Source organism: Undibacterium sp. JH2W, from assembly GCF_049340425.1.
Taxonomy (GTDB): Bacteria; Pseudomonadota; Gammaproteobacteria; order Burkholderiales; family Burkholderiaceae_D; genus Undibacterium.
In genome coordinates this window covers 71,906-97,061 of the sequence record NZ_JBMPOT010000019.1, presented here as the reverse complement: position 1 = coordinate 97,061, position 25,156 = coordinate 71,906, and the positions used below count along the sequence as shown (strand labels likewise).

Sequence of the window (25,156 nt, the reverse complement as noted above, 5' to 3'; positions counted from 1 at the left end):
CGTACAATTCGGCAAAGCCTTGCATTAATTTATTTACATTCGCATGCTTGCCAATTTGGTCGGATCAGCTCATGAGCTCTGTTGAAGAACTAAGTGGAAAAAAGCGCGCAATCCTCATTGCCGCAGAGAAATGCTTTGCAGCACAAAGCTACGAAGGCGTGTCGATACGTGACATTGCTCACGAGGCTGGCGTCCCCATCGCTCTGATAGGCTATTACTTTGGTGCAAAGAACGAGTTGTATCACGCCATCTATGAACACCACAGCGGCTATATCGCAGAGCGCCTGAACGGCTTGCGCCATGCCCGCACACAAAGTGCTCCCGGTACGACACTGGAAGCCATCATCGCCGCCTTCGTGCTGCCAGTATTAAAACTCAATGAAAAAGCCGAAGGAGCCAATTTTTCACGTATGGTCATGCGCGGCGTGATTGACCAGCACGAAGCCAGCGAACGCATCACCCGGGAATTCTACGACCCCATGGCCCGAGAATTCATCGCTGCCCTGCACGATGCCCTGCCCCATGCATCCGCGGAGAGTGTCTACTGGAGTTATCAGTTCGCCCTCGGTGCCTTGTTACATCATGTGGTAGATACCCGCATAGAACGTCTGTCTGATGGCCTTTGCCCGGCCCGCCAGGCTGATCTGGCGGCACCGTACTTGCTACGCTTTGTCACTGACGGTATCAAGGCAGCTACCCGGGTGGACTGATTGCGCTACTGGCTGTAATACAATGCAAAGCCAAAATACTCACACGCAAAAGAATGGAAGCCATCTTCTTCATAGGGTTACAAGCCAGCGGCAAATCTTCTTTTTACAAAGAACACTTTTTCAATAGCCACCTGCGCATCAGCAATGACTTGCTGAAAACCAAAAACCGCCAGGCACGCCTGCTGGAATTTTGCTTTGAAACCAGCATGCCCTTTGTCATCGACAACACCAATCCAACAAGAGAAATCCGGGCAAGCTATCTCGAGCAAATCAAGGTCAGGCAATGGCCTGTACATGATAGAAGAAGAAAAATTGGTTTTAATCCAAAAGAAAATAGAGCAGTCATCAGCACCAGAAAAGTGTTGGAGACAGACTATGAATTGCCACAGGGGGACGCATATAGTGAGTTTCTGTGGCAATTACTAAAAGATAATGTCGACTGATCATCATTCTGTACAGCGTACGCCCATTCAAGCCTATGTATTAGCCCCCATGTTTGCACCGCTGATCTGGCTACTGGCTGGCATCATGGCAAACTTGGCTGGGCGCGGTTTAAGCCTCCATGCTCTGGGAATGAGATCTATGTTCCTGATTTTGCTCTTGGCCGCGTCTTACCTGTTATGCATACCCTTGCTCTTCATATGGGCCCGTTGTACACAGGAACTCAAAACAAGCAGATACGCGGGCTTCATTTTCGCAGTCATCACTGCGGCTACCATCGGTTTATTGTATGCCCAGCCACAGTTCCAGGATGCGCGCACCAGCACCCGCAACCTGATCTACCTGACTTTCATGTTACTTACTTGCCTGGGCATGTTCGACAGTTTGAAAAATTTTTATGCCAGTAATGATAAATACCAAACGCCAGCGCATATAAGAAAGATGGGCCAATACCGCAGCCCATGGGGCATTTATTCCCTGCTCACAGGGAGCGTCGCCATCATCCTGATCGCTGGTGTCAATTATCTGGAATCCATCAACTTTCATCTGGATATTTCGCATTATTTCGCGCCCCAAAACGGGGCTGGCATATTACCTGAAGAAGCTTACCTGGCGACCATCTTTGATATCAGCCCCAACTATTTAATCGACTGGTGTTTTTATGCCACCATTATCCTGGCTATGTCAGCGATTGCATCTGCCCTGCTGGCAAGAATGAGACTTGAAAATTCTTTGTACCGGGCAATCGGCTGCATCTGCGGTGTGCTGGCTTTTGCAATGATGGACCCAAGGCTGGTTGTTTATGCCATGTTGGTCTACGGTCTTGCTGAGTATGCGATACACAGCAAGAGCGCAAGATAAAACTGGCTCAATTCCCTATACCCGATAATAAATCCTGAAACACTTCAGGAAGAAAATACCAGGTTGCGCAAACCAATATCGCTACTACGATGCTGGTACTGATGAACCATTTCTTTGCCGTGGCCAGCCACTGCCGCATGTCAGATCTTCTCTTGTATTTTCCCTTATATTTTTCCTTTTGCTTCTCCTTATGCGGCTCTTTCGCATTGCCACCAGCTTGCAAGGTATGGCACATTTCAAAATAATTTAGCCACCATTGCACAGAAGCAGAATTGACTTCATAGACCAAGACATCCCTGGCTTCATCATGCAACTCCTGCATCAGTTTATGCATGGCCCGGAAATTCTCTGCATGCCGCAAAAACTCCTGGAATCTTGCCTCATGCGGCGGCGCACGCAAGAAACGGTATGCGATCGATGCAGGATTGCTGGCGGGCAGATCCATGGTGTGATTACTCCACTCACGTGCCCTGGCTTTACGTATCAACTCCAGGATGGCCTGCGAGTTTGCCCTTCCCTTCTTGCCTATGGTCTGGTGCTGCCAGTCATAGTAAGCGATCAGGAGTTTGACCAACAGGTAACGGCTGTCAAATTCTTCATTAATCACCGTCACGAATGCCATCTCCAGCTTATTTTTGAAATCCAGATTTTCCCAACCTGCTTGCTGCAATAAATGCATTAGTTTGCCTGCCCTTTGCCTGGCATCTGTCCTGAGCAGGCTTTTGCAAACGCTTGCAGCGGCAATATAGGGGTCTGGGCTATTATCCAGATGTACGCCATCAGCCTTGCTGTCCGAACTATCGCCGGCTCCCAGGCTGACACCCGCTTTCTTAGAAAAATAGCGGGTCAGGGGCCGCGGGCCTGGTGCCCATTTTTGCTTCTGTTGCTGCTCAAGCTGCTTGTCGGTTTCTAGACTCAAATCCAGCTTGGGCTTCCAGTCCAGGGTTTGGTCCAGCAAGTGCGCAGGAAAAGTTTCAGCCTGGCGTTTTTCGTTTACTGCATCAGCATGCCCGGCAATTTGCGCTTCCAGTTCTGCAGTGTCGGGCAACGCCGCTTGCTGGGGTAAATGTATGTCCGGCAGCATGGCGGCTTCTGTTGCCATGACTGGCAAAACCTGGGCACCATTGGCTGCCAGGGACAGTGCGTCTTCATAGGCGCGCCGCAAAGCCTGGAAACCTTCCGGGTCATCTTCAGGATGGACTTGCTTGAGCAAGGTCGCATAAGCCAGCTTGATTTGCCGCTTGTCACCCGTCGCTTCTATGCCCAAGCGTTGAAACGGGCTCATAGCAAGGGCGCGCCTTCAAAGCGTGTCAGCACTTCAGAAAAAACTTCATTGGCTTTGGCAATTTCCCTGGGGTTTTGCCTTTCCAGGATTTGCTCATATTGGCTGATGCGGGCTGCCACCCAGTCGCGCCGATTGCCAAGATTTTGCTCATACAAACGTTTCATGCGCTCCAGTATGGATTGATTTTCAAGCTGGTCACGAGGATGAATTTTCAGGGTCTTCATGACTTGCTGACTGTGCGTTATTTGTTCCTCAGACATGGAGCCGGGATTTTGTTCTATCAGCAAGATCTTGCTTTCGCCCGTTTCCTTGACGGTCGCCTCAACCTCCAGCAAACCATTGATATCATAAGTAAAGCGCACATCTATGCCGCGGTCGGCATTGGGTGTAAAAGGCAGGTAAACCTTGAGCGCACCCAGGGCAATATTGTCTTTCACTTCGCGGCTTTCTCCCTGAAAGACACGGATATCTATGCATTCCTGACGGTCGTTGATAGGATAAAATTCTTGTGAACGGCTCACTGGCACGACGGTATTGCGCTCTATCAAAGGACAAAAAAGACCGGTCCTGAGTTCATTGCGGCCATATTCTTCTGATACGGCTATGCCCAGTGAATAAGGACTGACGTCCGTCATGACGACATCATTGAGGGCGGCGTCACGTGCTTTCAGACCTGCTTGCACGGCCGCACCGATGACGATGGCTTCGTCAGGATCAATATCGCGGCTAGGGAAGCGGCCAAACAAACGGGTCAACATGCGGTGCACCATGTTGAGACGGGTAGAACCACCCACCATGACGACACGGTCAAGCTCGGCAGGTTTGATATTCGAATCACGCAAGGCGCGCTCTACCGGTATGCTCAAGCGTTGCAGCAATTCTTCACTCAGCTTTTCAAACATGTCGGCGCTGACATCCCAGCGTACTTCACGCTCATTGAAGTAAAAAGAAAACACTTGCTTGTCGCCACTGGAAAAGGCGCGCTTGACTCGTTCAGCCTCTATGCGCAACTGGGCAGACTGGACTGGCGTCAATTGCCTTTCCACGATACCGGCAAGCTTGCCTGCGTCTGCCAGGAAACCTTTCAGCAAGGCATCAGTAAAGTCTTCACCACCCAGGAAATTATCACCGGCGGTAGCTCTTACTTCCATGATGCCGGCAAACAATTCCAGTATCGAGACATCGAAGGTACCACCACCCAGATCAAACACCAGGAACTGCGATTCTTTGGGGGCATTATGCAAACCATAGGCCAGCGCCGCAGCAGTGGGTTCATTCAATAGTCGTTCCACTTTCAGACCTGCCAGCTCGCCTGCAATGCGGGTGGCCTTGCGCTGGGTATCATTGAAATAGGCTGGCACGGTAATCACTGCCTCAGTGACTTTCTCACCCAAAAATGCTTCGGCATCCGCCACCAGGGCCTTGAGGACCAGGGACGATAATTCTTCTGGCCGAAAACTTCGCTCCCCCAGTTGAAAGCGTTTTTCTGTTCCCATATAGCGCTTGAAAAAAGCGACAGAAGATGCAGGCTTGCTCAATAAGCGGTCGCGCGCAGGCAAGCCAACCAGGACTTCACCATCATCATTGATGCTGACACAGGAAGGTGTCAATTTGTGCCCCAGGGCATTGGGTATCAGCTGTGCCTTGCCATCCTTCCAGGCTGCGATCAAACTATTGGTGGTACCCAGGTCTATGCCGACTATCATTTTTCTAACCTTTTACTCATTATTCATTGCCGGTTCAGGCAGCTTGTTGCGCGGGCCAGCCATAGGCTGCACATTCCCTGGCGATTGCCGCTGTCCAAAAATATCCAGGCAAAGCTGTCGCAATGCCGGGCACATCATCGTGTATCAGTATCGGTAAATACGATGAAAACAGGCGTCCGCCGGGCAAATGCTTGCGTGTCAATACCAGGGCGGAAGTGCATAAATCATCACTGGACAAGCGATAAGGCATCTTCACGCCCAGGATACAGGCACCTTCATCGGTAATCACATCCGCCAGGAAACGCAAGCGCGCATCATAAGGGCGACATCCCTTGTAAGACATGATCTTGCTGGCAACTGCGTTCAATTGCTGCGGTGACAATACGCCCTGGGGATCAAAAATGATTTCGGCCAGGCGGTCAGCCTTATCATCGGTAAACAAATCATTATGTGCCTGGACGATACAGCCCCAGACCAGTCTGCCACCTTGAAACAGCTTGTGATTTTGTTGAAACCACTGATCAAAATATTTACCTTCAAACCAGGTAATTCTTTGTATAGCCAAAAAATCTCGCTGATGCGCAGGCAAGGCATTGATCTTTTTTTGTATCAAAGGCATTTCATCATTAATTTGCCTGGCCCTGTGCCCTTGCGCAGCCTGGCCCCAGGCTTTGAAAGTATCCAGCAATTGCCGGGCACTGCCCTTGCCGAACAAGCGCTGCAACAAGGCTTGCACAGGGAAGAAAACCTGCCCCATTTCACCGCCTCTGGCATTAAACACGCCTATCAGGCTGGTCGCAGGGCTGGCTGGAAAATTGCTCTGCGCAGGAAAACGCTGGCTGAATTGCGTATGGGTATACCAGTCCACCTGGGTAGCAGCCCCCTTGGCTATGACCTTGCCACAATACATAGCAACGCAATACAAGAAATTCATATTCGCTGTACGTGCCAGGAATTCAGTTTCACTTAGTTGCAGGGTGGGCTGCAGTTCAGTCAATAGATAATCTATGCGTAATAAACTGGACACACTGAAATCCAGTTGCAATTGATACAGTGCTTTTTGCCAGGCGATGCCATCTTCAAAGCAATAACGCTCCATCAAGGCATCCAGATAGCGCGAGGCAATGTCATTACTATTTTGTGTCGTTTCTGTCAGTGCAGTGATGGATGGGCAGCGCGCATTGACTGGTTCTGATTCTGACTCAAACTTGATCTGCGAAGGACGGACTTTGCGATCGTATTCCAAGGGTCTTAACCAATGTTTTGTGCAACGCTGCCTGAGTCTGGTCGCGAATGCAGGCAGTATTTCATCCAGCAAAAAATAAGAAGTTTCCAGATAACGCCGCACTTGCACCATGCCTGTGATCAGGCCAGTTCCTTTTGTCGTATGTTTATAGGGTAATGCCAGGGTCAAGCCATGCAGGGGCGCCGGGACACTGGCGAACTCCATATACAAGGCCTTGGTACAAAAGGAATCTGGCAAGGCCACGGTACGACTATCCACGATCAATTTCACCAGCGTGCCTGGCATCTTGATTTTCAGCCAGGCCTTTGCTTGCTGGTCTATATCCTGCTCATTACCAAGCGGTTTTTCTTCCCAGCGCCGGCCATTTTCATGGATATCATAGAAAGTCAGCGGCCATTCGCGCTCGGCCAATACCTGAAATGCCTCAGCAGCAATATCAACTGCCTGGTCTATGGCGGCAAGCATGGCGGGCGTTAACAACATGAAACACTATCCTGAAAAATGAATTGCGAATAAGCTTTTTAGCATCAGTTTTGCTATACAAGGCGCGTAGTTTAACATTGCATCTTGGCTTGTGCGATGGGGATTTAACCAGCCAACTTATCAACATCACTCCCAACTATCCAGCCTTCCAGTGCATCAAATTCTGGCAAACCGTAGTTCTGCTCCCGTCTTTGCCAGGCCCAGGCGGCCAACAACATGCAGAGCACGGCATCGAGCAAATCGGCGCTGCCATCTGCTATGAGTTCTGTCTTGTGGCTGCCCAGGTCCAGCCTGATTTTCCACGGTGTAGTTCCCGCTTCCAAAGCGGCGACAATCAATTCGCGTGCTTGCTGGCGCTCTGGAGTCTGCTTGCGCTTGTCATCGCTTTTATATGAGGCTTTGGTGATGCTGCGTGCCACCATGCCGGGGTAGGCTTCCAGTGCGATGCGTTGCGGGTCGCCGTCGTGCATGCCGGGGATACTGACGCCGGCATGCACGAGACGCGGGGCACCTGCATGCAGCATATAGGCGACAGGTGGATTCACCCACTTCATGGAGGGTGAAGAACCGGCAGGGATATCCGTTACCCTGTGGGCGAATTTATTACCTACTGCGCGGGCATCGCAAAAGGCCTTGAATTGCAGGCGCAATTCAGCGCGTGCCTGAGTTTGCAGATGGCGCATCAGGTCTGGCCAGTTTGTCGGCCATTGCAGATGTTCTACCAGTTCGCGCGGCAGCGAAAATGGCAAATCAAATCCTGCCAGCCAGGGGCCAGGCAGCATGAGCCAGTTTTCAAAAGCTGTGAAGTCGCTGAGTGTTTGCAGAGACTCCAGGCGCAGCACATCGTCTTGCATCTGGCCGCTGGCAATCGTGATGCCCTTGCGGCGCGAGGGTGCCGAAGTGAAATCTACGCCATGCAATTTCATCCGTAATGCCCGAAGGTGACGATGCGCATGAGGCCACGGTAAACCAGGTAGGCAACGCCATGCCAGACATGGCGATACCAGGCTTTCTTGTGCACGTCTGCAGCCAGCACTTCTACCCCATCTGCCAGGCCTTGCTCCAGTTTTTCTGCCAGGCTTGCGGCAAAGTTTTTGTCGCGAATGACAATATTAGCTTCATGGTTGACGAACAGGCTAAGCCCATCAAAATTGCTGGAACCTACGGTAGCCCAGTCTTCATCAATGACGGCGACTTTGGCGTGCAATTGCGTCTTGCGATATTCCACTATGCGTACACCGGCTGCCAATAATTTGGGGTAAAAGGATTGTGCCACGGCGTCTTGCAAGGCAAATTGGCCGACGCCTAGCAAGAGCACGACATCAACACCGCGCGTAGCAGCAGAAAACAAGGCACGCCGGAATTTCCTGCCAGGCGCGAAATAAGGCGTGACCAGTATGGCACGCGATCTTGCCATGCCCAGCGCCTGCAGGTAGGCACGTTGTATGGTGACGCGGTTACGCAAATTGTCACGTACCACCAGCGCCGCCGCTGTGATTTGTTTTCCCGCGACCTTGGCATCGGCGTGCAAGTGCTTCATCAATGCCAGACGGGTGCGCAAACCCAGTTTGCCGAGTTTGCGCCATTGCGCAGCAACTTCCTGATGGATATTGGCAACCAGAGGACCAGTCACGCGGACGGCAAAGTCCCAACGCGGAAATGGGAGTGCATGACCAGAGCCATCATCAGCGATATTATCATCGATGATATTCAAGCCACCGACGATGGCGACTTGCTGGTCAACAACCAGGATTTTTCTGTGGGTACGTGCCAGGCCGCGTTTGAACCAGGGGTTAAAGCAGCGACAAGCAACACCCTGCTCATTGAAGCTCTGGGTGAGGTCCAGTGCCACATTTCTATCACTGCCTATCCAGTCTATGACTACCCGGACTTGCACGCCACGCCCGGCAGCTTGTATCAGCGCAGCTTGCACAGACTGTGCCGTCTGGTCAGTCGCAAAGATATAGGACTCCAGATAGACTTCATGCTGTGCCTGCGCTATCGCTGAAATCAGGGCCGGAAAAAATTGTGCTCCGCTATGCAAGAGTTCAACATCATTGCCTTCGATGAAAAGCAATTTACTCATGGGCTTACAGTCAGGTCCAGCAATTCCAGGCTGGCGGTAATCGGTACATGATCGGACAAATTTGACCAGGGCGCGCCTTTCATGACATGGGCTGTTTCCACCTTGAAGCCGCGCAGGTACACGCGGTCCAGACATAACCAGGGCAAGCCCGCAGGAAAGGTGCGGGCATGGCGACTACTGCTGTTATTAAACAAGTTGCGCATGCCTTTCAGCGAAAACCGTGCTGCTGTATGCTGGGCATCAACATCAAAAGCTTCAATGACGCCCAACTCCTGATACAGGGTCTGGCTCAGGCGCTGGCTCCAGTCATTGAAGTCGCCGGCGATCACCAGCGGCGCCTTGGAGGGCAAGTCTTGCTTGATAGTGTGTATCAGGGCCTGTATCTGGCGGCGACGGCTGGCGGCAAACAAACCCAGATGGATGACGAAGCAATGCACCTGGATCTTGTCAATCTGCACGATGGCATGCAGGATACCGCGCTGCTCATAGGCATGATCAGATACATCATGATTGACGAAAGAGGCAATCGGGTAACGACTTAACAAGGCATTGCCATGGTGGCCGTGCTCATATACAGCATTCATGCCATACACAGCCTCATGGGATTGCCCGGCCAGAAAATCATGCTGCCCTTCTTGTGGCCACAGTGTGTGGTTTTCTGCATGCAAATCATGCTGGCCTTGCACTTCCTGTAGAAATACCAGGTCTGCGTCCAGCAAATCTATCGCTTCCTTGATGCCATGGATGCGGGCCTTGCGGCCAAATGCACTGACGCCCTTATGGATATTGTAGGTGGCAATGCGCAACTTCATGGTGACTCCCTTTAGCTTGTTAAACCTCGATCAGCTTCGGTAGTTGCAGTATGGCTTCGGCATTCGATGCAGAAAAACACTTATCCGCTGCATCCTGCCATGGCAACCACAGATATTGCAGATGTTCGCGCGGGGCCAGTCTGATCGTTACATCGTGGCTCACACACAGGCCAAACACATGTTCGGTATTTTGCGTCACACCTGGTGCATAGCGATGACGCCAGACTGGGTAAATTTCATAAATATTCGTCAAGCCCCAGTCCTGTAAATCAAACTGCAAGGCATCGATACCGGTTTCCTCGGCAACTTCACGGATGGCCGTGGTTTGCCAGGCTTCATTTACGGCATCTTTGGAACCTGTCACAGACTGCCAAAAGCCTGGCTTGTCTGCGCGTTCAATCAAAAGTACATCAAGTGCTGGTGTGTAAATGACTACAAGAACCGATTCGGGAATTTTATGCGTAGGCATGCTGGGCAGAAAAGTGTTCCGGTGTTTTCAAAACCACCATTCTAACGCCTTTGGCCCATCCATATTTGACACTGTAAAGTAAATCGGCATTCCAGCGGAGGATAAGTCCAATAGGAATGCCGCAGGCCTTTGATTTAACTGAAGCATCAGTCAGACCATCATTTCTTCTCGAAGTAAGTACCAACACAGACCATAGTGTCACCTGCCCCGCGCTCACAATAGGATCGCTTCAATTCATAGCTCTGGCTCGCAGGGTTATTGAACTTGTAAGGGCCATACCAGCCTTTGGAAGCGGTTTTTACCTGGTCTATCATGCCTTTGATGAAGGGATTACCGTCGACATCTTTCATGGTGATGAGGTTCTTGCCTACCATTTTGGCATTCGCGCCCTGGGCCAGGCAATTACCTTCGAAATCATAAACAAAGACGTACAAGTCTTTGTCCTTGAAAGCCCCATCGGGATGATCAGTAAAGACTTTATAGGCTTTTTCGGCTCCCGCAGACTTGATCAGGACGACAGCCTTTTTGACCATGTCCTGCGCCTCTGCCTCCGAACCATGCTCATTTGCGGCTTGCAGCTGTGGCGTGCATATGGCCATGCAGACCGCCAATGGCAATAATTTTTTCAATCTATGTTTCATCTTAACCCCCAGAAAAAGTAAATACTCACCATTACCTCGAGCGGCGCCGTAACGATCTCTTGTTTCTTTATAGCAGCTTTTATCACTGGCTCTTTTTAAGGAAACAAGAGTTCACATTGGGGGATTTTTGCTGCATAGCCATAGATATTGAACAAACTAAAGCAATATAAATGCAAATCATGCAGTGAAATTACATAGCCACATCAATTCATGCGATGCAGCAAAATGCAAAAAGGCCTGCAAAGCAGGCCTTTGGGGGAAACACATGAGAAACTAAAGTCCGATTTATTTCTTCACGGGTACAGCAGGCGGCATTTCTTTTTCCTGCAATTGTCTGACTTGCGGCACCAGTTTATTGTGTGCATCCAGGAAGGCGGCAACGATCACCTTGGCTTCATTGGTATTGCTCCAGCCTGCACCAAAACCGCCACCAGCGGCGCCAAAGCTCAAGCCGCCCATGCCCAGGTCTGTGGTCTTGGCAGAACCGGTTGCTGCTGCCAGTTGCTCAGTGGTTTCATTGTCAGTCAATAACAAAACCACTTGTGCTTCCTTGAAGCTGACCTTCTCAGCATAGCCGGTGAAATTCCTGAGGATAGGGATCATGCCCATGATGGCACCGATACCGCCACCGGCCTTGCTTTCAGAAAAAGTCAGGCTGGGTGTAATCGTGTATTGTGCTTCATAGCCCTTGCCCTTGGCCACCGTAGAATTTTTACGGATGATGCCCTGGTCCTTGAGTTCCTGCTCTTGTATCACGGCCTTCAAACCCGAAGAACGGTCCACCACGCGGAAGCAGCCACTTTGCTGTGCCAGCAAACGTATCAAAGGCACAGGCGAAGACGGCAGATTGTACTGACTACTCATGGTGTAGCCATTCGGGTTCTCGACCAGAGACAGGGTCGCCACAGGCGCATCACACTTGATCAGGGTCTTGCTGGCACCCTTGGCACCAGCAGGGCCGGCAGCGCCTGTCACTTCAGAAGAACCTTCACCAAGCTCAGTTTTCTTTTCTCCACAAGCGGCGAGAAACAAACTGCTGCTCAACAATAAAAACAAGGCTGTCTTGTTACTGGCTTGCATACTCAGTTTCATCAATGCTTCCCGCTTTGCAAAGTAAGAGTTTTGTGACTAATTACACGATTTTTGGTTCTGCTGCACGCAAACGGATATGCAGTTCACGCAATTGCTTTTCGTCGACTTCAGAAGGTGCCTGTGTCAACAGACATTGGGCACGCTGGGTTTTCGGGAAAGCGATCACATCACGAATGGATTCTGCACCTGTCATCATGGTGACGATACGATCGAGACCAAATGCCAGGCCACCATGTGGAGGCGCGCCGTATTGCAGGGCATCCAGCAAGAAGCCAAATTTCAATTGTGCTTCTGCGTCATCAATCTTCAAGGCACGGAACACTTTGCTTTGTACTTCAGCACGGTGGATACGGACAGAACCGCCGCCCAGTTCCCAACCGTTCAGGACCATGTCGTAAGCCTTGGCGATACACTTGCCTGGATCTGTTTCCATCAGGTCTTCATGGCCATCTTTTGGTGCCGTGAATGGATGATGAGTCGCTGTCCAGCGGTCATTTTCTTCATCATGTTCAAACATAGGGAAATCAACTACCCACAATGGTTTCCATACATCGTCGAACAAACCGTTGGCCTTGCCGAAGTCGCTATGACCAACTTTGACGCGCAATGCACCAATGGCGTCATTGACGACTTTGGCTTTGTCAGCGCCAAAGAAAATCAAGTCGCCAGTTTGCGCGCCTGTGCGTTCCAGGATTTGCGTCAATGCTGCGTCATGGATATTTTTGACGATAGGCGACTGCAAACCGTCACGGCCTTGTGCCGCATCATTAACCTTGATATAAGCCAGGCCTTTGGCACCATAAATACCTACGAATTGTGTATAGGCGTCAATCTCGGCACGTGTCATGTTGGCACCGCCAGGTACGCGCATACCAACTACACGGCCATTGACCATATTGGCAGCACCGGAGAATACCTTGAAATCGACATCCTTCATCACGTCTGTCAAATCTGTGAATTGCAGTTTGACGCGCATGTCTGGTTTGTCGGAACCATACAGGCCCATGGCTTCTGCATATTCCATGACAGGGAAAGGATTTGGCAAGTCGATGTCCAGCGTGTTCTTGAAGACCAGACGTATCATGCCTTCAAACATGTCGCGGATCTCTTGCTCGTTCATGAAGGAAGTTTCGCAATCGATCTGGGTAAATTCTGGCTGACGGTCAGCGCGCAAGTCTTCATCGCGGAAGCACTTGGTGATCTGGTAGTAACGGTCAAAGTTGGCCACCATCAGCAATTGTTTGAACAATTGCGGGGATTGTGGCAGAGCAAAGAAGTTACCAGCATTGACGCGGGATGGCACCAGATAGTCACGTGCGCCTTCAGGCGTGGACTTGGTCAGCATCGGTGTTTCGATATCGATAAAGCCGTTCGCATCGAGGAACTTGCGCACTTCCATCGTCACCTTGTAACGCAGGCGCAGGTTGTTTTGCATTTGCGGACGACGCAAATCCAGCACGCGGTGAGTCAGGCGTGTAGTTTCAGACAGGTTGTCGTCATCCAGCTGGAATGGTGGCGTGACGGAAGGATTCAAGACTTCCACTTCATGCGCCAGCACTTCGATCTTGCCGGATTTCAGATTACTGTTGCCAGTACCTTCTGGACGGGCGCGTACCAGGCCAGTAATGCGCAGGCAGAATTCATTGCGTACGGATTCAGCCGCTTTAAATACATCAACGCGATCAGGATCGCAAACTACCTGCACCAGACCTTCGCGGTCACGCAAATCAATAAAGATCACGCCGCCGTGATCGCGACGACGATGCACCCAGCCACACAGGCTGACGGTTTGGCCGAGTAATTCCTCAGTAGTGAGGCCGCAGTATTGGGTACGCATGGACATATTTCTTACCTGTCTGTATTCAAAATTAAAAATGATTTGATGCAGTGGATAACCACATCATTTATTTGGTGGGGAGATGCTCGGGAGCCACCACGCCCATGGAAACAATATACTTAAGTGCGGCATCGACACTCATGTCCAGTTCTATGGCTTGGTCCTTGGGTAACATCAGGAAAAAGCCGGAAGTAGGATTTGGCGTAGTCGGCACATATACGCTGACAAATTCACCCTTGAGATGATTGACCACATCACCACCCGGCACACCTGTCAAAAAGCCGATGGTCCAGCAATCACGGCGTGGATATTCGATCAGCACGGCCTTGCGAAAGGCATTGCCTGACGAAGAAAACAGGGTATCAGAAACCTGTTTTACACTGGAATAGATGGAACTGACAATGGGAATGCGTTGCAGCAGGCTTTCCCAGGCTTTGATGACGTAGTTGCCAATAAAGTTCTGCGCCAGCAAACCAGTCACAAAAACGATGAGCAAGGTCAAAATCGTCCCTATGCCCAGCACCTTGAAGCCGACCAGTTTTTCTGGCCGCCATTCAACTGGCAACAGCAACAGGGACTGGTCCATGGTACTGATAATGGCATGCAGCACCCATAGCGTGATCGCCAGGGGTACTAAAATCAGCAAGCCAGTAATAAAGTATTTACGCATGGTAATCGCAAGTTTTCTGAGTGAAACGACAATGATAAAGGATTAAGGGGCATTAAGGGTCATTAAGGGCAACTCAGGCAGCTTTGCCTGCATCGCTTGCTGGCGTTGCTACTGGAGCAGACGTAACCGCTGTACTGGTTTCTGCTGCCGGTGCCGCTGTCGTGGATGCAGCCGCTCCGCCTTCAGTCGCCGGTGCAGCGCCGCCCGAACCGCCGCGGAAATCCGTCACATACCAGCCCGAGCCCTTGAGCTGGAAGCCAGCAGCGGTCACTTGCTTGCGAAAAGAAGATTTGCCGCAGGTCGGACAGACACTGAGCGGATCTTCGGACATCTTTTGCAATACATCCTTGGCAAACCCGCATTCTTCACAGCGGTAAGCATAAATCGGCATGGCGTAGCCTTAAAAAAACTGATAAAACCCTGAATTATAAAGGTTTTTGATCAGAATTTGCGCATTGCATCATGCCGAAACTCTAGCCGTGGTCAAACAGCTAAGGGCTTACGGACAAATTGCGGCAGCAAAGACCCGGCTATCATGCCTGTCACACTCATGAGTACACCCACCAGTTGTGGCGGCCACAAGCCCTCAGGTGCAAAAACTTCCATGCTGACCCAGCAAACTATACCCAGGATGATGGATGCCAGGCCGCCCTGAGTAGTAGCACGCTTCCAGTACAGGCCAAACGATAGCGGTACAAAAGCGGCAACCAGGGTCACTTTATAGGCGTTTTCCACCATTTTATAAATACTGGATTCAGTATTCATGGCAAAAACAGTAATAATTGCAGTAAATACCAGCACCACCACACGCATCATCAACAGGAATTGCTTGTCACTTTGCTTGGGGAAGAAAGGTTTCAGGATATTTTCAGAGAAAGTCACTGAAGGGGCCAGCAAGGTTGCACTGGCACAGCTCTTGATCGCCGACAGCAATGCACCAAAGAACATCACCTGGGCCAGCATGGGCACCTTGGTCATGATCAGGGTAGGCAGGATCAATTGCGGGTCTTTGTCTATCAGCCCCTCCACCATCTTAGGATCGATCAAGGTCGCTGAATACGCCAGGAACATGGGGATGAAGGCGAAGCAGAAATACAAGACACCACCCAGTACCGATGCATTACCGGCAATTTTTTCATTCTTGGATGAAGCTACGCGCTGGAATACGTCTTGCTGCGGGATAGAACCCAGCATCATGGTGATCCAGGCAGCAAAGAACCACAGCGATTCCTTGGCAGTGGGCTGGGGCCAGAATTCCAGCTTGCCTGCATTGGCGGCATGCTCAATAACCACTTTGGCACCGCCTACCATGCCCGACACTTCCCAGCCTATATACAGCATGCCGACCACGATGATGATCATTTGCAAAAAGTCAGTGATCGCCACCGACCACATGCCGCCCATGAGGGTGTAAATCAATACGCTACCGGCACCTATCATCATGCCCACGTCATTGGTGATATAGCCTCCTGACACCACACTGAACACCAGACCCAGGGCCTTGATCTGTGCTGCCACCCAACCCAGATAAGAAACCACGATGCACAGTGTCACCAAAATCTCGGCAGTGCGGCCGAACTTATTGCGGTAATAATCACCTATGGTCAGCAAGTTCATGCGGTACAGGGGACGCGCAAAGAACAAGCCGACAAAGATCAGGCACAGGGAAGAACCAAAAGGATCAGCGACCACGCCCTTCAAACCATCCTTGACGAAGGTAGAAGAGATACCCAGCACCGTTTCAGAGCCAAACCAGGTGGCAAATACGGTGGCGGTCACCACATACATGGGCAGGGAACGGCCAGCTACTGCATAATCCTTGGAATTATTGACATAACGGGCGGCATATAAACCTATGCCAACAGAGATGACCCAGTACAGGATGACAAACCAGATGAGTGTATTCATGGGAGAAACGTGCAATGATGTCAATAAAAAACCCGCATTTTTTTGCTGCGGGCATTATAGACGTAAGTTACACGAAGTTTGTGCAGGGAAGAGGCAATTTTCTACTGTGTAGCAGGCTTATTTGTGTAAAAAACACGCTGAAAGCTCTATGTATCAAAATGTACCGAAATCTGCGAGCTTGAATCCAGACACGCTACTCATGAAATTTCTATAGAGAAATGCTCTTGGAAATCAAATAGTTTTCATATTGACAATAATTTGCAACACTTTGAAACTCTAGTAGGTTGCCGCCGCCTTATTCATATAAAATCCAAACCAACTTGCATTAATTGCAGGTTTATTCATTAATCCCAGCGGCAGAGTTGCGCAAAGCGCATGCAGCATATCTCGATAGGAACATCCATGGAACTGGCAAACACCCAGCAAGGTTACGGACCAGCGCGTGAGCGTTTTATCAGCAAGACCTTCAATCACCTTGGTGGCGCGATTCTGGCGTTCACGGCGATTGAAGTCATTTTATTCAAATCCGGCATGGCCGAAGTCATGGCACAAGCCATGCGTCATTTACCATGGTTTCTCATCCTTGGCGCATTCATGCTGATAGGCTGGCTGGCATCACGCGCAGCACATCAGGTAGAAAGCCTGCCTCTGCAATATGCGGCACTGGGTGCGTACGTTGTGGCCGAAGCGATTATCTTCATCCCCATTCTCTACATCGCCAATCAGGTAGCACCTGGTGCTATCGCCACTGCTGGCCTGGTAACAGTGTTGGCAACCGTCGGTCTGGTCGGTGTCGCCTATGTCTCCAAGAAAGACTTTTCTTTCCTTGGTGCCATCTTGAAATGGTGTGGCCTGGTCGCTCTGGTCCTGATCGCTTGCGGCATGATTTTTGGCTTCCAGCTTGGCTTGCTCTTTAGTGTAGCTATGGTAGCTGTTGCTGGCGCATCCATCCTGTACGATGCATCCAATATCATCCATCACTACCCAGAAGACCGTTATGTCGGTGCGTCTTTGGAATTGTTTGCTTCCGTCGCCCTGCTGTTCTGGTATGTCTTGCGTATCGTCATGAAATTGCGCGACTAAGTAAGCGAGCAACAATTTATACCGCAGCAATTCTTTGATTCCAGCCTGCCTCTCGTGGGCTGGAATCAAATTTATAGGACTTACGCAAAATTGTCCCAGCAAGGCTATCGCCTTAATAAACATCCCTTACAGGGGATGTTCGTTTCGTCGGCAGACAACATGTTGTCTGAACCCCCGACTACACCGTAGCGACGAAGAAAGTACTTTAGTACCTAATTTGCTAAATGCAGGCGCTGCAACGCAGCTGGGGCGGTTTTGCGTAAGTCCTAATTTACCATCCTGGTTTTACTTACTCCCCTTCATTTGCTTCCCTTGCTCACTTCTTGCAAAGCCGCGGTCTGTCCTGCTTTATTCTTCAAGCGAAAGTCCGTCGTCAGCATGGCCTGATCCAACAGATAACTGGCTTTGGTCAACAAATCCACTGCGCCCAGATAAAATTGCGGATTGATCTTGTCTGCCGTATCACTGGGCTGGTGGTAGTCAGCATGATCTTCCACCCCAAAATAAATATGCGGTACACCTGCCAGAAAGAAGGGCAAGTGATCTGATTGTTTGGTCCAGTCATCCTGTCCCTGCTCTGGCCTGTCATGGCCAAATTTGAGTTTTATTCCCTGCATGCCATCCAGGCTCAGCAACAAATCCTTGAAGACTGGTGTATGGTAAGCGCCACTCGCGTACAGCTCCCCTTTGTCACCGCGGGCTATCATGTCAAAATTGATATTGATGCCTATACGCCACAGATCAACGACAGGTTTGGCGGCAAATGCGTGTGAACCACTGAGGCCCAGCTCTTCAGCATCAAACAGGATGTACATGACATCGTGCTGCGGTGGCTGTTTTTGCATGGCATCGGCAATCGCCAATACTGCAGCCACCCCGGAAGCATTATCGTCAGCACCATAAAAAATTTTGCCATCACGGACACCAAGATGATCGTAATGGGCGGTAATGGCTACTAGTGGTGCCGTTGCGTGGCCTGCCATGCTACCAGATTGACAAGCCAGGATATTCTGACCATTGCGCGTCACACCCTCGCGGGTCTGGAATTCAAATTTGTGGACAAAACTATCCTTGCAAGGTGTCAGCCCTATTTTCTGCAAACGGCCGACTATATAATCACGCGCCAGTGCACTGCCCTTGCTTTCAGTCGCCCGACCTGCCATTTCTTCACTGGCCAGCCTGCTGACATCCAGCATGGCTTGTGCCGGTTCGGCTGCCTGCATGGGTAAATGGGCTAGGCCGAGCAAGGCGACAGGGAGTAAATTTCGTAACTTTTTTGCAAATTTCAGCATGGGTTTCAACTGTTTTGAGAAGTGACAAGTATCAGACAAGCTGACGTGAATATAAGTTCTTCTTGCATAAAATATCATATATCCCCTGTAAAAATGCTCTAATACCTGTATACAGACCTATGCAGGCTTGCAATTAGCCGCATTCCGTGGGATAAACCCCAACCTGACTTTTTTGCGACAAGGTATTTAACAATTACTACGCATTTGTTTTTTTCATATGCGTAAGCGTGTCACCCGATTTATTCATAGATGTCGAAATTAAAAAAACTTGTAGTAAGTACAGAAACAGAGTTTGAAGCCTTGGCGGCTTCATGGCGTCTGCTGGAAACACAAGTACCGCAACTCTTGCCCTTCCAGACCTATGACTGGAACCGCGCCTGGTGGAAAGTGTTTTCTGATTCATCCTGGTACCACAAGGATGAGTTGGCCATCTGCACCTTGTACGATGAAGGGCAACTGGTCGCCGTCATGCCTTTGACGAATACCCATGTAGGTTTGCATAGCCTGTTCATGTATCGCTATGTGCGCCCCTTTGGTGCCGACCCCAACCTGACTGAGATACGCATACCACTGGCACTGCCCGCCTATGATGAAACCATCTTGCAGCAATGGGAAGACTTGTCCAGACAAGAGACCTTTGGCCTGACTGAATTCCAGGTCATCCATACCAAACAGCATGCAGCCCATTTTTTGGCCAGCAATGCTGCTGTACATCCCTTGGAAGCCAGGGACGTACCCAATTTCATCTTGCACTTGGGCGACAACTGGGCCAATTTCAAGAGTGGGCTCAAGCGCAATATCAAAGAATCGCTGCGCCATTGCTATAACTCGCTGGCACGCGATAATCTGCAAGTGCACCTGCAAGTCTGGCAAGGCGCAGCGGAGATACGCTCCCTGCTGCATGACTTCTACACTTTGCATGCTGCCCGCGCCGGTGCCACCAATACCGTAGAGCACCCTGACTATTTCGCCGCCCCTCAGCACCGCGCTTTCATGGCTGCCTTGCTGGAGAGCGACTTCGCCAGCCGCATGCAATTGTTTTGCCTGGAACTGGATGGACGCGTAGTCGCTATGCGCCTGGGTTTTGCCATGGGTGAAGAACTGTATTTATATTATTCAGGTTACGACCTGCAGTTTGCCCGCTACAGCGTCATGACCACCTTGCTGGCCGAAATCATACAGTGGTCTTATACGCAAAACTTCAAGCGCATCAATTTATCGGTCGGTGAAGATGTCTCTAAAACCCGCTGGGGACCAAGCGTCACCCATTATGTGGAATACCAGTGCGTGAAAAACAATGCCTGGCGCAGAAACCTGGGCAACAGTATTTTGAAGATGCGCAAACTGCGCAGGAACTGGGCCGGACAAAAGTCAGACTAAGCCGCCCTTGCAGATAAGCTGAATCAAGTTTCATCCCCATCTAAAAACGTTTACACTTGCCCTGCTTAACACCTACACAAGCATAGGCTAAGGACTTCACTTGCGCTTCATCCACACTTCAGACTGGCACCTTGGCCAAACCCTGCATAGCGCCGAACGCGGGCTGGAACATCAGCATTTTCTTGACTGGCTGTGCACTACACTGCAAGAACAAAAAGCCGATGCCCTGCTGATAGCGGGCGACATCTTCGATAATGCTAATCCCTCCGCCGCATCGCAAAAACAGTTTTACCGTTTTTTGCAGCAGGCCAGAAACACGCTGCCTGAATTGAATATTGTCATCATCGCTGGCAATCATGACTCTCCCGGCAGGCTGGAAGCACCCGCGCCTTTGCTGGATGTCATGGGTATCAGCATCATCGGCTTTGTACCACGCATGGCAGATGGCAGCATCGATATCGCCAGACTGGTAGTCCCCTTACGAAGTGCTGGCGAGGTCGTGGCCTGGTGCCTGGCCATCCCATTCCTGCGTCCTGGCGATGTACCCAGGGTGGAAACTGCAGTTGATCCTTACATGGCAGGCATCGCCCGACTATATGCAGATGCCATGCAATATGCACTGAGCCTGCGCCAGCCTGGCCAGGCCATCATCGCCATGGGCCATTGTCATATGGTGGGCGGGGAGATTTCTGAAGATTCAGAAAGGCGCATCGTCATCGGTGGGACGGAAGCCTTGTCGGCAAATATCTTTGATAGCAATATCGCCTATGCCGCCCTGGGTCATTTGCATATGGCGCAAAAAGTCGGCAAACAAGAACATTTACGTTATTGCGGCAGCCCCCTGCCCATGTCGTTTGCCGAAGTCGATTATCAGCATCAAGTCTTATGTGTGGATCTATCGGGTGAGCAAGTCAGCCAGATTACGCCTCTGCATGTGCCGCGTGCCATAGAATTATTGCGCATACCGAGACAGCCGGCACCATTGGCCACCGTGCTGGCAGCGCTAACACATCTGGATTTGCCTGTGCAAACCGACGCCAGTTATCACCCTTTCCTGGAAGTGCGCGTCAGGCTCGATGCACCAGAGCCTGGTTTGCGCGCCAGCATAGAAGCCGCACTTGAAGGCAAACCCGTACGTCTGGCTAAAATCGATACCAGCTTTGCCAGCAAAACCAGGTCTGAGCACAGCCAAACGGATATTGAACTGGCCAGCCTGGAAAAATTCCAGCCAGAAGATATTTTCCAGCGCCTGTATCAGGATAAATACCAGCAAGCCACCCCTGACAATATGCTGCAAGCCTTTCATGAATTATTGCTGAGCCGTGAGGATGGGCTATGAAGATATTGGCCATACGCGGCAAAAACCTGGCATCACTCGCGGGTGAGTTTATAGTCGACTTTGAGCAAGAGCCCTTGCAATCCGCCGGACTCTTCGCCATCAGTGGCCCTACCGGTGCGGGTAAAAGTACTTTGCTTGATGCCATGTGCATGGCCTTGTATGACGATACGCCGCGCCTGGTCAAAGCGAGTATGGGGAAAAACCTGCCCGATGGCGGTGAACTGATTTCCCAGCAAGATACCGGTAATCTTTTGCGCCGAGGCACTGCTGACGGCTATGCCGAGGTTGACTTTGTTGGCACCGATGGCAAAACCTACCGCGCACGCTGGATGGTCAGACGCTCGTATGGTAAGCCAGGTGGCAAACTCCAGTCAACCAGCATGAGTTTAAAAGAACTGCCCGCCTTGCTCCCTATAGGCGGCACCAAGACCGAGGTCAAGCTGGAAATCGTCAAGCGACTGGGGTTGGAGTTTGAACAATTTACCCGCGCAGTGCTGCTCGCACAAAATGAGTTTTCCAGCTTCTTAAAAGCAGATGATGGCGACCGCGGTGAGTTGCTGGAAACCCTGACGGGCAGCCTCATCTACGGGCAGATTTCGAAACGTGCTTTTGCCCGTGCCAAACAGGAAAATGAAGCCCTGGACAGATTCCATCTAAGGCTGGCCGATAATAAACCCCTGAGTACTGAAGAACGTCAGCAGCAAGAAGCAGAATTGCAGCAAGCCAGTCAGCAGATGATACAACTGGACGCCCGCCTTGGCGCAGTCAAAACCCATCTGCAATGGCATCAGGAAGAACATAAGCTAGAAGCCAGTGTACAAGCCGCCGTCAACACTGTAGCAATACGCGAACAAGAGTTGGCCGCAGCCCAGCCACGGCTGGAATATGTGCATAAAATTGATGCCGTACAAACCGCCCGACCTTTGCTGCTGGAGCAAGCAAGGCTGGAATCAGCCATCAAGAGCAGCCAGTTGCATCTGGGTGAGAGCGAAGAAAAACTGCAAACCTCGGTGCAGGCCGAGCAAGCCATGCAGCTCGCCGCGGCACTGGCACAAAGCAAGTTACTGCAAGCCGAGCAAGCGCAAGCTGCCGCCACTGCAAGCCTGGATATGGCCAAGGCCCTGGATGCTGGCATCAGCATTTTGCAAACCAGCCATCAGTCTGCACACATAGCCAAAACCCAGGCGCAAGATAGTTTGCTCAAATTGAGCCAGCAGCACAAAAACAAGCAAGAAGAATTATTACAGCTACAAAAGAGACAGCAAGAAAATATACTATGGCTGGAACAACATGAAAGCCTGCAAAGCCTGGCCATGAACTGGCCAGCCTGGGAGCAATTGCTGAAGCAAGCCACGAACCTGTTTGGCAAACAACAAAACCTGCGCCTGCAACTCACTGAGCTGCATAGCAAAAGCAAGAATCAGGAGCAATTACTGCAAACCCAGACAGGCAAATTGCAAACCAGTGCCGATAGCCTGCAAAACGCCGAGGCCTTGCGCCAGCAAAGCCATGCATCAGTAAACCAATATGACATAGTCAAGTTGCAAGCGCAGCGCCAGCAAGTCGACAACAGACGCCAGCAATTAAGCAGTGCCAGCACTCTGCAACTCAATTTACAGGAGCAGTTTAATCGAGCAACAGCGCTGGAGGCGCAATTAAGCAGCTTGCAGCAAACCTGGCAAATGACTATGCGTACAGCTGCGACAGCGCAGCAGCAATTACCGGCCTTGACTGCTGCCCTGGCACAGGCAGAGCAGGGCTGGCAATTTGCGCAAGCAGCCTGCAATGCCAGCGTAGAAGACCTGCGCGCCAATTTACAAGAGGATACCCCCTGCCCTGTCTGTGGCTCGCATGAGCATCCGTATAAAAGCCAGGACCCGCAATTGCACAAACTGCTGGGGCAATTGCAACTGCAGGTACAACAATGTCGCCAGGCAGAACAAGAGGCGCACCAGCAATTCGCCACCGCCACCAGCCTGGGGCAGCAACAAAGCAGGCAAATTGAAGCGCAAACTGCCGAACTCCAGCAGTTGCGCGACAATCTCGGTAAGCTGGAACAGCAATGGCAACAGCACCCGTTGGCAGTAGATTCCAAGGGAAATGCGGATGTTCAGGCATGGCTGGAACAGGCGCAAACAGACTTGCAACAAGAGCTGGCACAACTGCACGCGAATGAGAGCGCCAGCCATCTGGCCATCAAAGCCAGGGATGCCGCGCAACTTGCATGGGAGCAAGCAAGGCTCCAGCATCAAACCCTCAAAGATGCGCATGTGCATGCCATTGCCATGCTGGAGAAACTGGAAACTGAACAGGATAATTTCAAGCAACAGTCAGCGCAGGTTCGCCAGCAATTGAGCGATGCACTCGATGAGCTGGAAGCCGCTTTCCCTGCTCAGGCCGATGATGGCGATGATAGCAATCACTGGCGAGAAGCCTGGCAAGCAGCACCGCAAGAGTTCCAGCAAAATTGCGCACGCCATGTGCAGCAATGGCAGACACAGCAAAACAGCCACACACAATTGACACAAGCTCTCGCCAGCATGCATATGGAAGTCAGGCAATTTGCTGCACAACAATTGCAGGCTGAAGAACAGGCACTTGCAGCCAGCACGCAATTTGGCAGCCTTGATACTGAACTCAGGCAAAAGCAGGAGCAGAGATCACAACTGTTTGGCGGACGTGCGGTGCAAGTAGTGGAAGCTGAATTAACTGCCGCAATCAAGCATGCGAAGCAGCAAGTCAGCCAGCAAATCCAGGCGCATGATGCCAGCCGCCAGCAAATGCTGCGTCTGACGGAAATGCTGGGACTCGGTCGCGAGCGTTTGAAGCAGGACCAGGCGGCCCTGGAATCAACGCATGAGCAACTACAGACGTGGTTGGCAGAAAAGGCCGCCACGCAGGAAGACGCACTGACACTCACTGACTTGCACAGCCTGCTCAGTCACGATGCAGACTGGCTCAAGGCTGAACGCCAGGCGCTGCAAACCCTGGCCGAAGCCAGTCAACAAGCAGCGACGATATTGCAAGAGCGCCGCCAGCAAAGATTACAGCATCAGCAGCAAATTCCAGCCGCCCTCGATATGCTGGCTACTCCCGCTAAAGATTCAGCAGATGAGCAAGTGGCAGACCAGCGAGATCAACTGCAAACCCTGCTGGATAAATTGCAAGTCGAACACCGGCAAGCACAGCAGCAATGCAGCAAGTACCAGCTTATCCTGGCGCAAGATGATGCACGCCACCAGCAAGCCCATGCCTTGATACTGAGTATGCAAGAACAGGAAGCCAGCACCAGGCTATGGGCGCAAATGAATGAACTCATAGGCGCCGCCGATGGCAAGAAATTCCGCAACTATGCCCAGCAAACCACGCTGGATGTCTTGCTGGCTTATGCCAACCAGCATTTGCAACAGTTATCACGCCGCTACCGCCTGCAACGCATCACTGACAGCCTGGCATTGATGGTGCTGGACCAGGACATGGGAGAAGAACGTCGCTCCGTGTATTCCTTGTCTGGTGGTGAATCCTTCCTGGTATCGCTGGCGCTGGCGCTGGGCCTGGCTTCGCTGTCGAGCAATCGCGTCAAGGTCGAGTCCTTGTTTATCGATGAAGGTTTCGGCAGCCTGGACGTCGATACGCTCAGCATCGCCATGGATGCCCTGGACAGTCTGCAAGCCCAGGGCCGCAAGGTTGGTGTCATATCGCATGTGCAGGAAATGACGGAACGCATCTCAACCCGTATACTGGTGCAAAGAACGGCAAGCGGCAGCAGCCTGGTGCGCGTGGCTTAACTATGGCAAGCGCCATATAGAATTCAA

At 51.2% G+C, this 25,156-nt stretch carries 21 protein-coding genes; 7 read left to right on the top strand and 14 right to left on the bottom strand.

What is annotated here, in order from left to right; all coding sequences use genetic code 11:
* Positions 1 to 71: 71 nt before the first annotated feature.
* The 3 genes from ACO0LC_RS24155 to ACO0LC_RS24145 are packed head-to-tail and all read left to right on the top strand — an operon-like array spanning position 72 to position 2,012.
* Positions 72 to 710 (top strand): TetR/AcrR family transcriptional regulator, encoded by a 639-nt coding sequence (locus tag ACO0LC_RS24155; protein ID WP_423007952.1) that lies wholly within the window; start codon positions 72 to 74, stop codon positions 708 to 710.
* 53 nt (positions 711 to 763) lie between these two features.
* Positions 764 to 1,153, top strand: a complete 390-nt coding sequence (locus ACO0LC_RS24150; RefSeq protein ID WP_423007950.1) for a hypothetical protein — start codon at positions 764 to 766, stop codon at positions 1,151 to 1,153.
* Positions 1,143 to 2,012, top strand: a complete 870-nt coding sequence (locus tag ACO0LC_RS24145) for a hypothetical protein (protein WP_423007948.1) — start codon at positions 1,143 to 1,145, stop codon at positions 2,010 to 2,012. The genes ACO0LC_RS24150 and ACO0LC_RS24145 overlap by 11 nt, the downstream gene beginning before the upstream one ends.
* 7 nt (positions 2,013 to 2,019) lie before the next feature.
* Here the strand turns inward: ACO0LC_RS24145 and ACO0LC_RS24140 are convergent, their stop codons facing one another.
* The 13 genes from ACO0LC_RS24140 to ACO0LC_RS24080 all read right to left on the bottom strand — a co-directional run bounded on the left by ACO0LC_RS24140 (position 2,020) and on the right by ACO0LC_RS24080 (position 16,247).
* Positions 2,020 to 3,297, bottom strand: coding sequence for a J domain-containing protein (locus ACO0LC_RS24140; protein ID WP_423007946.1), 1,278 nt, complete (start codon positions 3,295 to 3,297; stop codon positions 2,020 to 2,022).
* Positions 3,294 to 5,003, bottom strand: coding sequence for an Hsp70 family protein (locus ACO0LC_RS24135; RefSeq protein WP_423007943.1), 1,710 nt, complete (start codon positions 5,001 to 5,003; stop codon positions 3,294 to 3,296). The genes ACO0LC_RS24140 and ACO0LC_RS24135 overlap by 4 nt, the downstream gene beginning before the upstream one ends.
* 34 nt (positions 5,004 to 5,037) lie before the next feature.
* Positions 5,038 to 6,732 carry a hypothetical protein gene (locus ACO0LC_RS24130; protein WP_423007941.1) on the bottom strand — a complete coding sequence of 565 codons (1,695 nt, stop codon included), beginning with the start codon at positions 6,730 to 6,732 and terminating at the stop codon, positions 5,038 to 5,040.
* 104 nt (positions 6,733 to 6,836) lie between these two features.
* Positions 6,837 to 7,658: a DUF429 domain-containing protein gene (locus ACO0LC_RS24125; protein WP_423007939.1), complete on the bottom strand. Its 822-nt coding sequence runs from the start codon at positions 7,656 to 7,658 to the stop codon at positions 6,837 to 6,839.
* Positions 7,655 to 8,818 carry a cardiolipin synthase ClsB gene (clsB, locus tag ACO0LC_RS24120; protein WP_423007937.1) on the bottom strand — a complete coding sequence of 388 codons (1,164 nt, stop codon included), beginning with the start codon at positions 8,816 to 8,818 and terminating at the stop codon, positions 7,655 to 7,657. Before clsB ends, ACO0LC_RS24125 begins: the two co-directional genes overlap by 4 nt.
* Positions 8,815 to 9,630, bottom strand: coding sequence for an endonuclease/exonuclease/phosphatase family protein (locus tag ACO0LC_RS24115; RefSeq protein ID WP_423007935.1), 816 nt, complete (start codon positions 9,628 to 9,630; stop codon positions 8,815 to 8,817). The genes clsB and ACO0LC_RS24115 overlap by 4 nt, the downstream gene beginning before the upstream one ends.
* Positions 9,631 to 9,649: 19 nt before the next feature.
* On the bottom strand, positions 9,650 to 10,099 hold the full coding sequence (nudB, locus tag ACO0LC_RS24110) for a dihydroneopterin triphosphate diphosphatase (protein WP_423007933.1): 450 nt from the start codon (positions 10,097 to 10,099) through the stop codon (positions 9,650 to 9,652).
* A gap of 158 nt (positions 10,100 to 10,257) precedes the next feature.
* Entirely contained in the window at positions 10,258 to 10,740 is a 483-nt protein-coding gene (locus ACO0LC_RS24105; protein WP_423007931.1) for a cache domain-containing protein, read from the bottom strand.
* Between the two features lie 285 nt (positions 10,741 to 11,025).
* Positions 11,026 to 11,832 (bottom strand): CsgG/HfaB family protein, encoded by an 807-nt coding sequence (locus ACO0LC_RS24100; RefSeq protein WP_423007929.1) that lies wholly within the window; start codon positions 11,830 to 11,832, stop codon positions 11,026 to 11,028.
* Between the two features lie 40 nt (positions 11,833 to 11,872).
* Positions 11,873 to 13,675: an aspartate--tRNA ligase gene (gene aspS / locus ACO0LC_RS24095; RefSeq protein WP_423007927.1), complete on the bottom strand. Its 1,803-nt coding sequence runs from the start codon at positions 13,673 to 13,675 to the stop codon at positions 11,873 to 11,875.
* A gap of 61 nt (positions 13,676 to 13,736) precedes the next feature.
* Positions 13,737 to 14,339, bottom strand: coding sequence for a DUF502 domain-containing protein (locus ACO0LC_RS24090; RefSeq protein WP_423007925.1), 603 nt, complete (start codon positions 14,337 to 14,339; stop codon positions 13,737 to 13,739).
* A gap of 73 nt (positions 14,340 to 14,412) precedes the next feature.
* Positions 14,413 to 14,730, bottom strand: a complete 318-nt coding sequence (locus ACO0LC_RS24085) for an FmdB family zinc ribbon protein (RefSeq protein ID WP_423007923.1) — start codon at positions 14,728 to 14,730, stop codon at positions 14,413 to 14,415.
* Positions 14,731 to 14,822: 92 nt separating this feature from the next.
* Entirely contained in the window at positions 14,823 to 16,247 is a 1,425-nt protein-coding gene (locus ACO0LC_RS24080; protein ID WP_423007921.1) for a sodium:solute symporter family protein, read from the bottom strand.
* A gap of 375 nt (positions 16,248 to 16,622) precedes the next feature.
* Between ACO0LC_RS24080 and ACO0LC_RS24075 the strand changes: the two genes are divergently transcribed.
* Positions 16,623 to 17,330, top strand: a complete 708-nt coding sequence (locus ACO0LC_RS24075) for a Bax inhibitor-1/YccA family protein (protein WP_423007918.1) — start codon at positions 16,623 to 16,625, stop codon at positions 17,328 to 17,330.
* Positions 17,331 to 17,629: 299 nt separating this feature from the next.
* Here the strand turns inward: ACO0LC_RS24075 and ACO0LC_RS24070 are convergent, their stop codons facing one another.
* Positions 17,630 to 18,622: a M28 family peptidase gene (locus tag ACO0LC_RS24070; RefSeq protein WP_423007916.1), complete on the bottom strand. Its 993-nt coding sequence runs from the start codon at positions 18,620 to 18,622 to the stop codon at positions 17,630 to 17,632.
* Between the two features lie 249 nt (positions 18,623 to 18,871).
* Between ACO0LC_RS24070 and ACO0LC_RS24065 the strand changes: the two genes are divergently transcribed.
* From ACO0LC_RS24065 to ACO0LC_RS24055, 3 genes are all read left to right on the top strand, one after another.
* A complete protein-coding gene (locus ACO0LC_RS24065; protein WP_423007914.1) occupies positions 18,872 to 20,002 on the top strand; it encodes a GNAT family N-acetyltransferase in 1,131 nt (376 codons plus the stop codon).
* Between the two features lie 100 nt (positions 20,003 to 20,102).
* Entirely contained in the window at positions 20,103 to 21,341 is a 1,239-nt protein-coding gene (locus ACO0LC_RS24060) for an exonuclease SbcCD subunit D C-terminal domain-containing protein (RefSeq protein WP_423007912.1), read from the top strand.
* Entirely contained in the window at positions 21,338 to 25,129 is a 3,792-nt protein-coding gene (locus ACO0LC_RS24055) for an AAA family ATPase (protein WP_423007910.1), read from the top strand. Before ACO0LC_RS24060 ends, ACO0LC_RS24055 begins: the two co-directional genes overlap by 4 nt.
* The last annotated feature ends 27 nt before the right edge of the window (positions 25,130 to 25,156 follow it).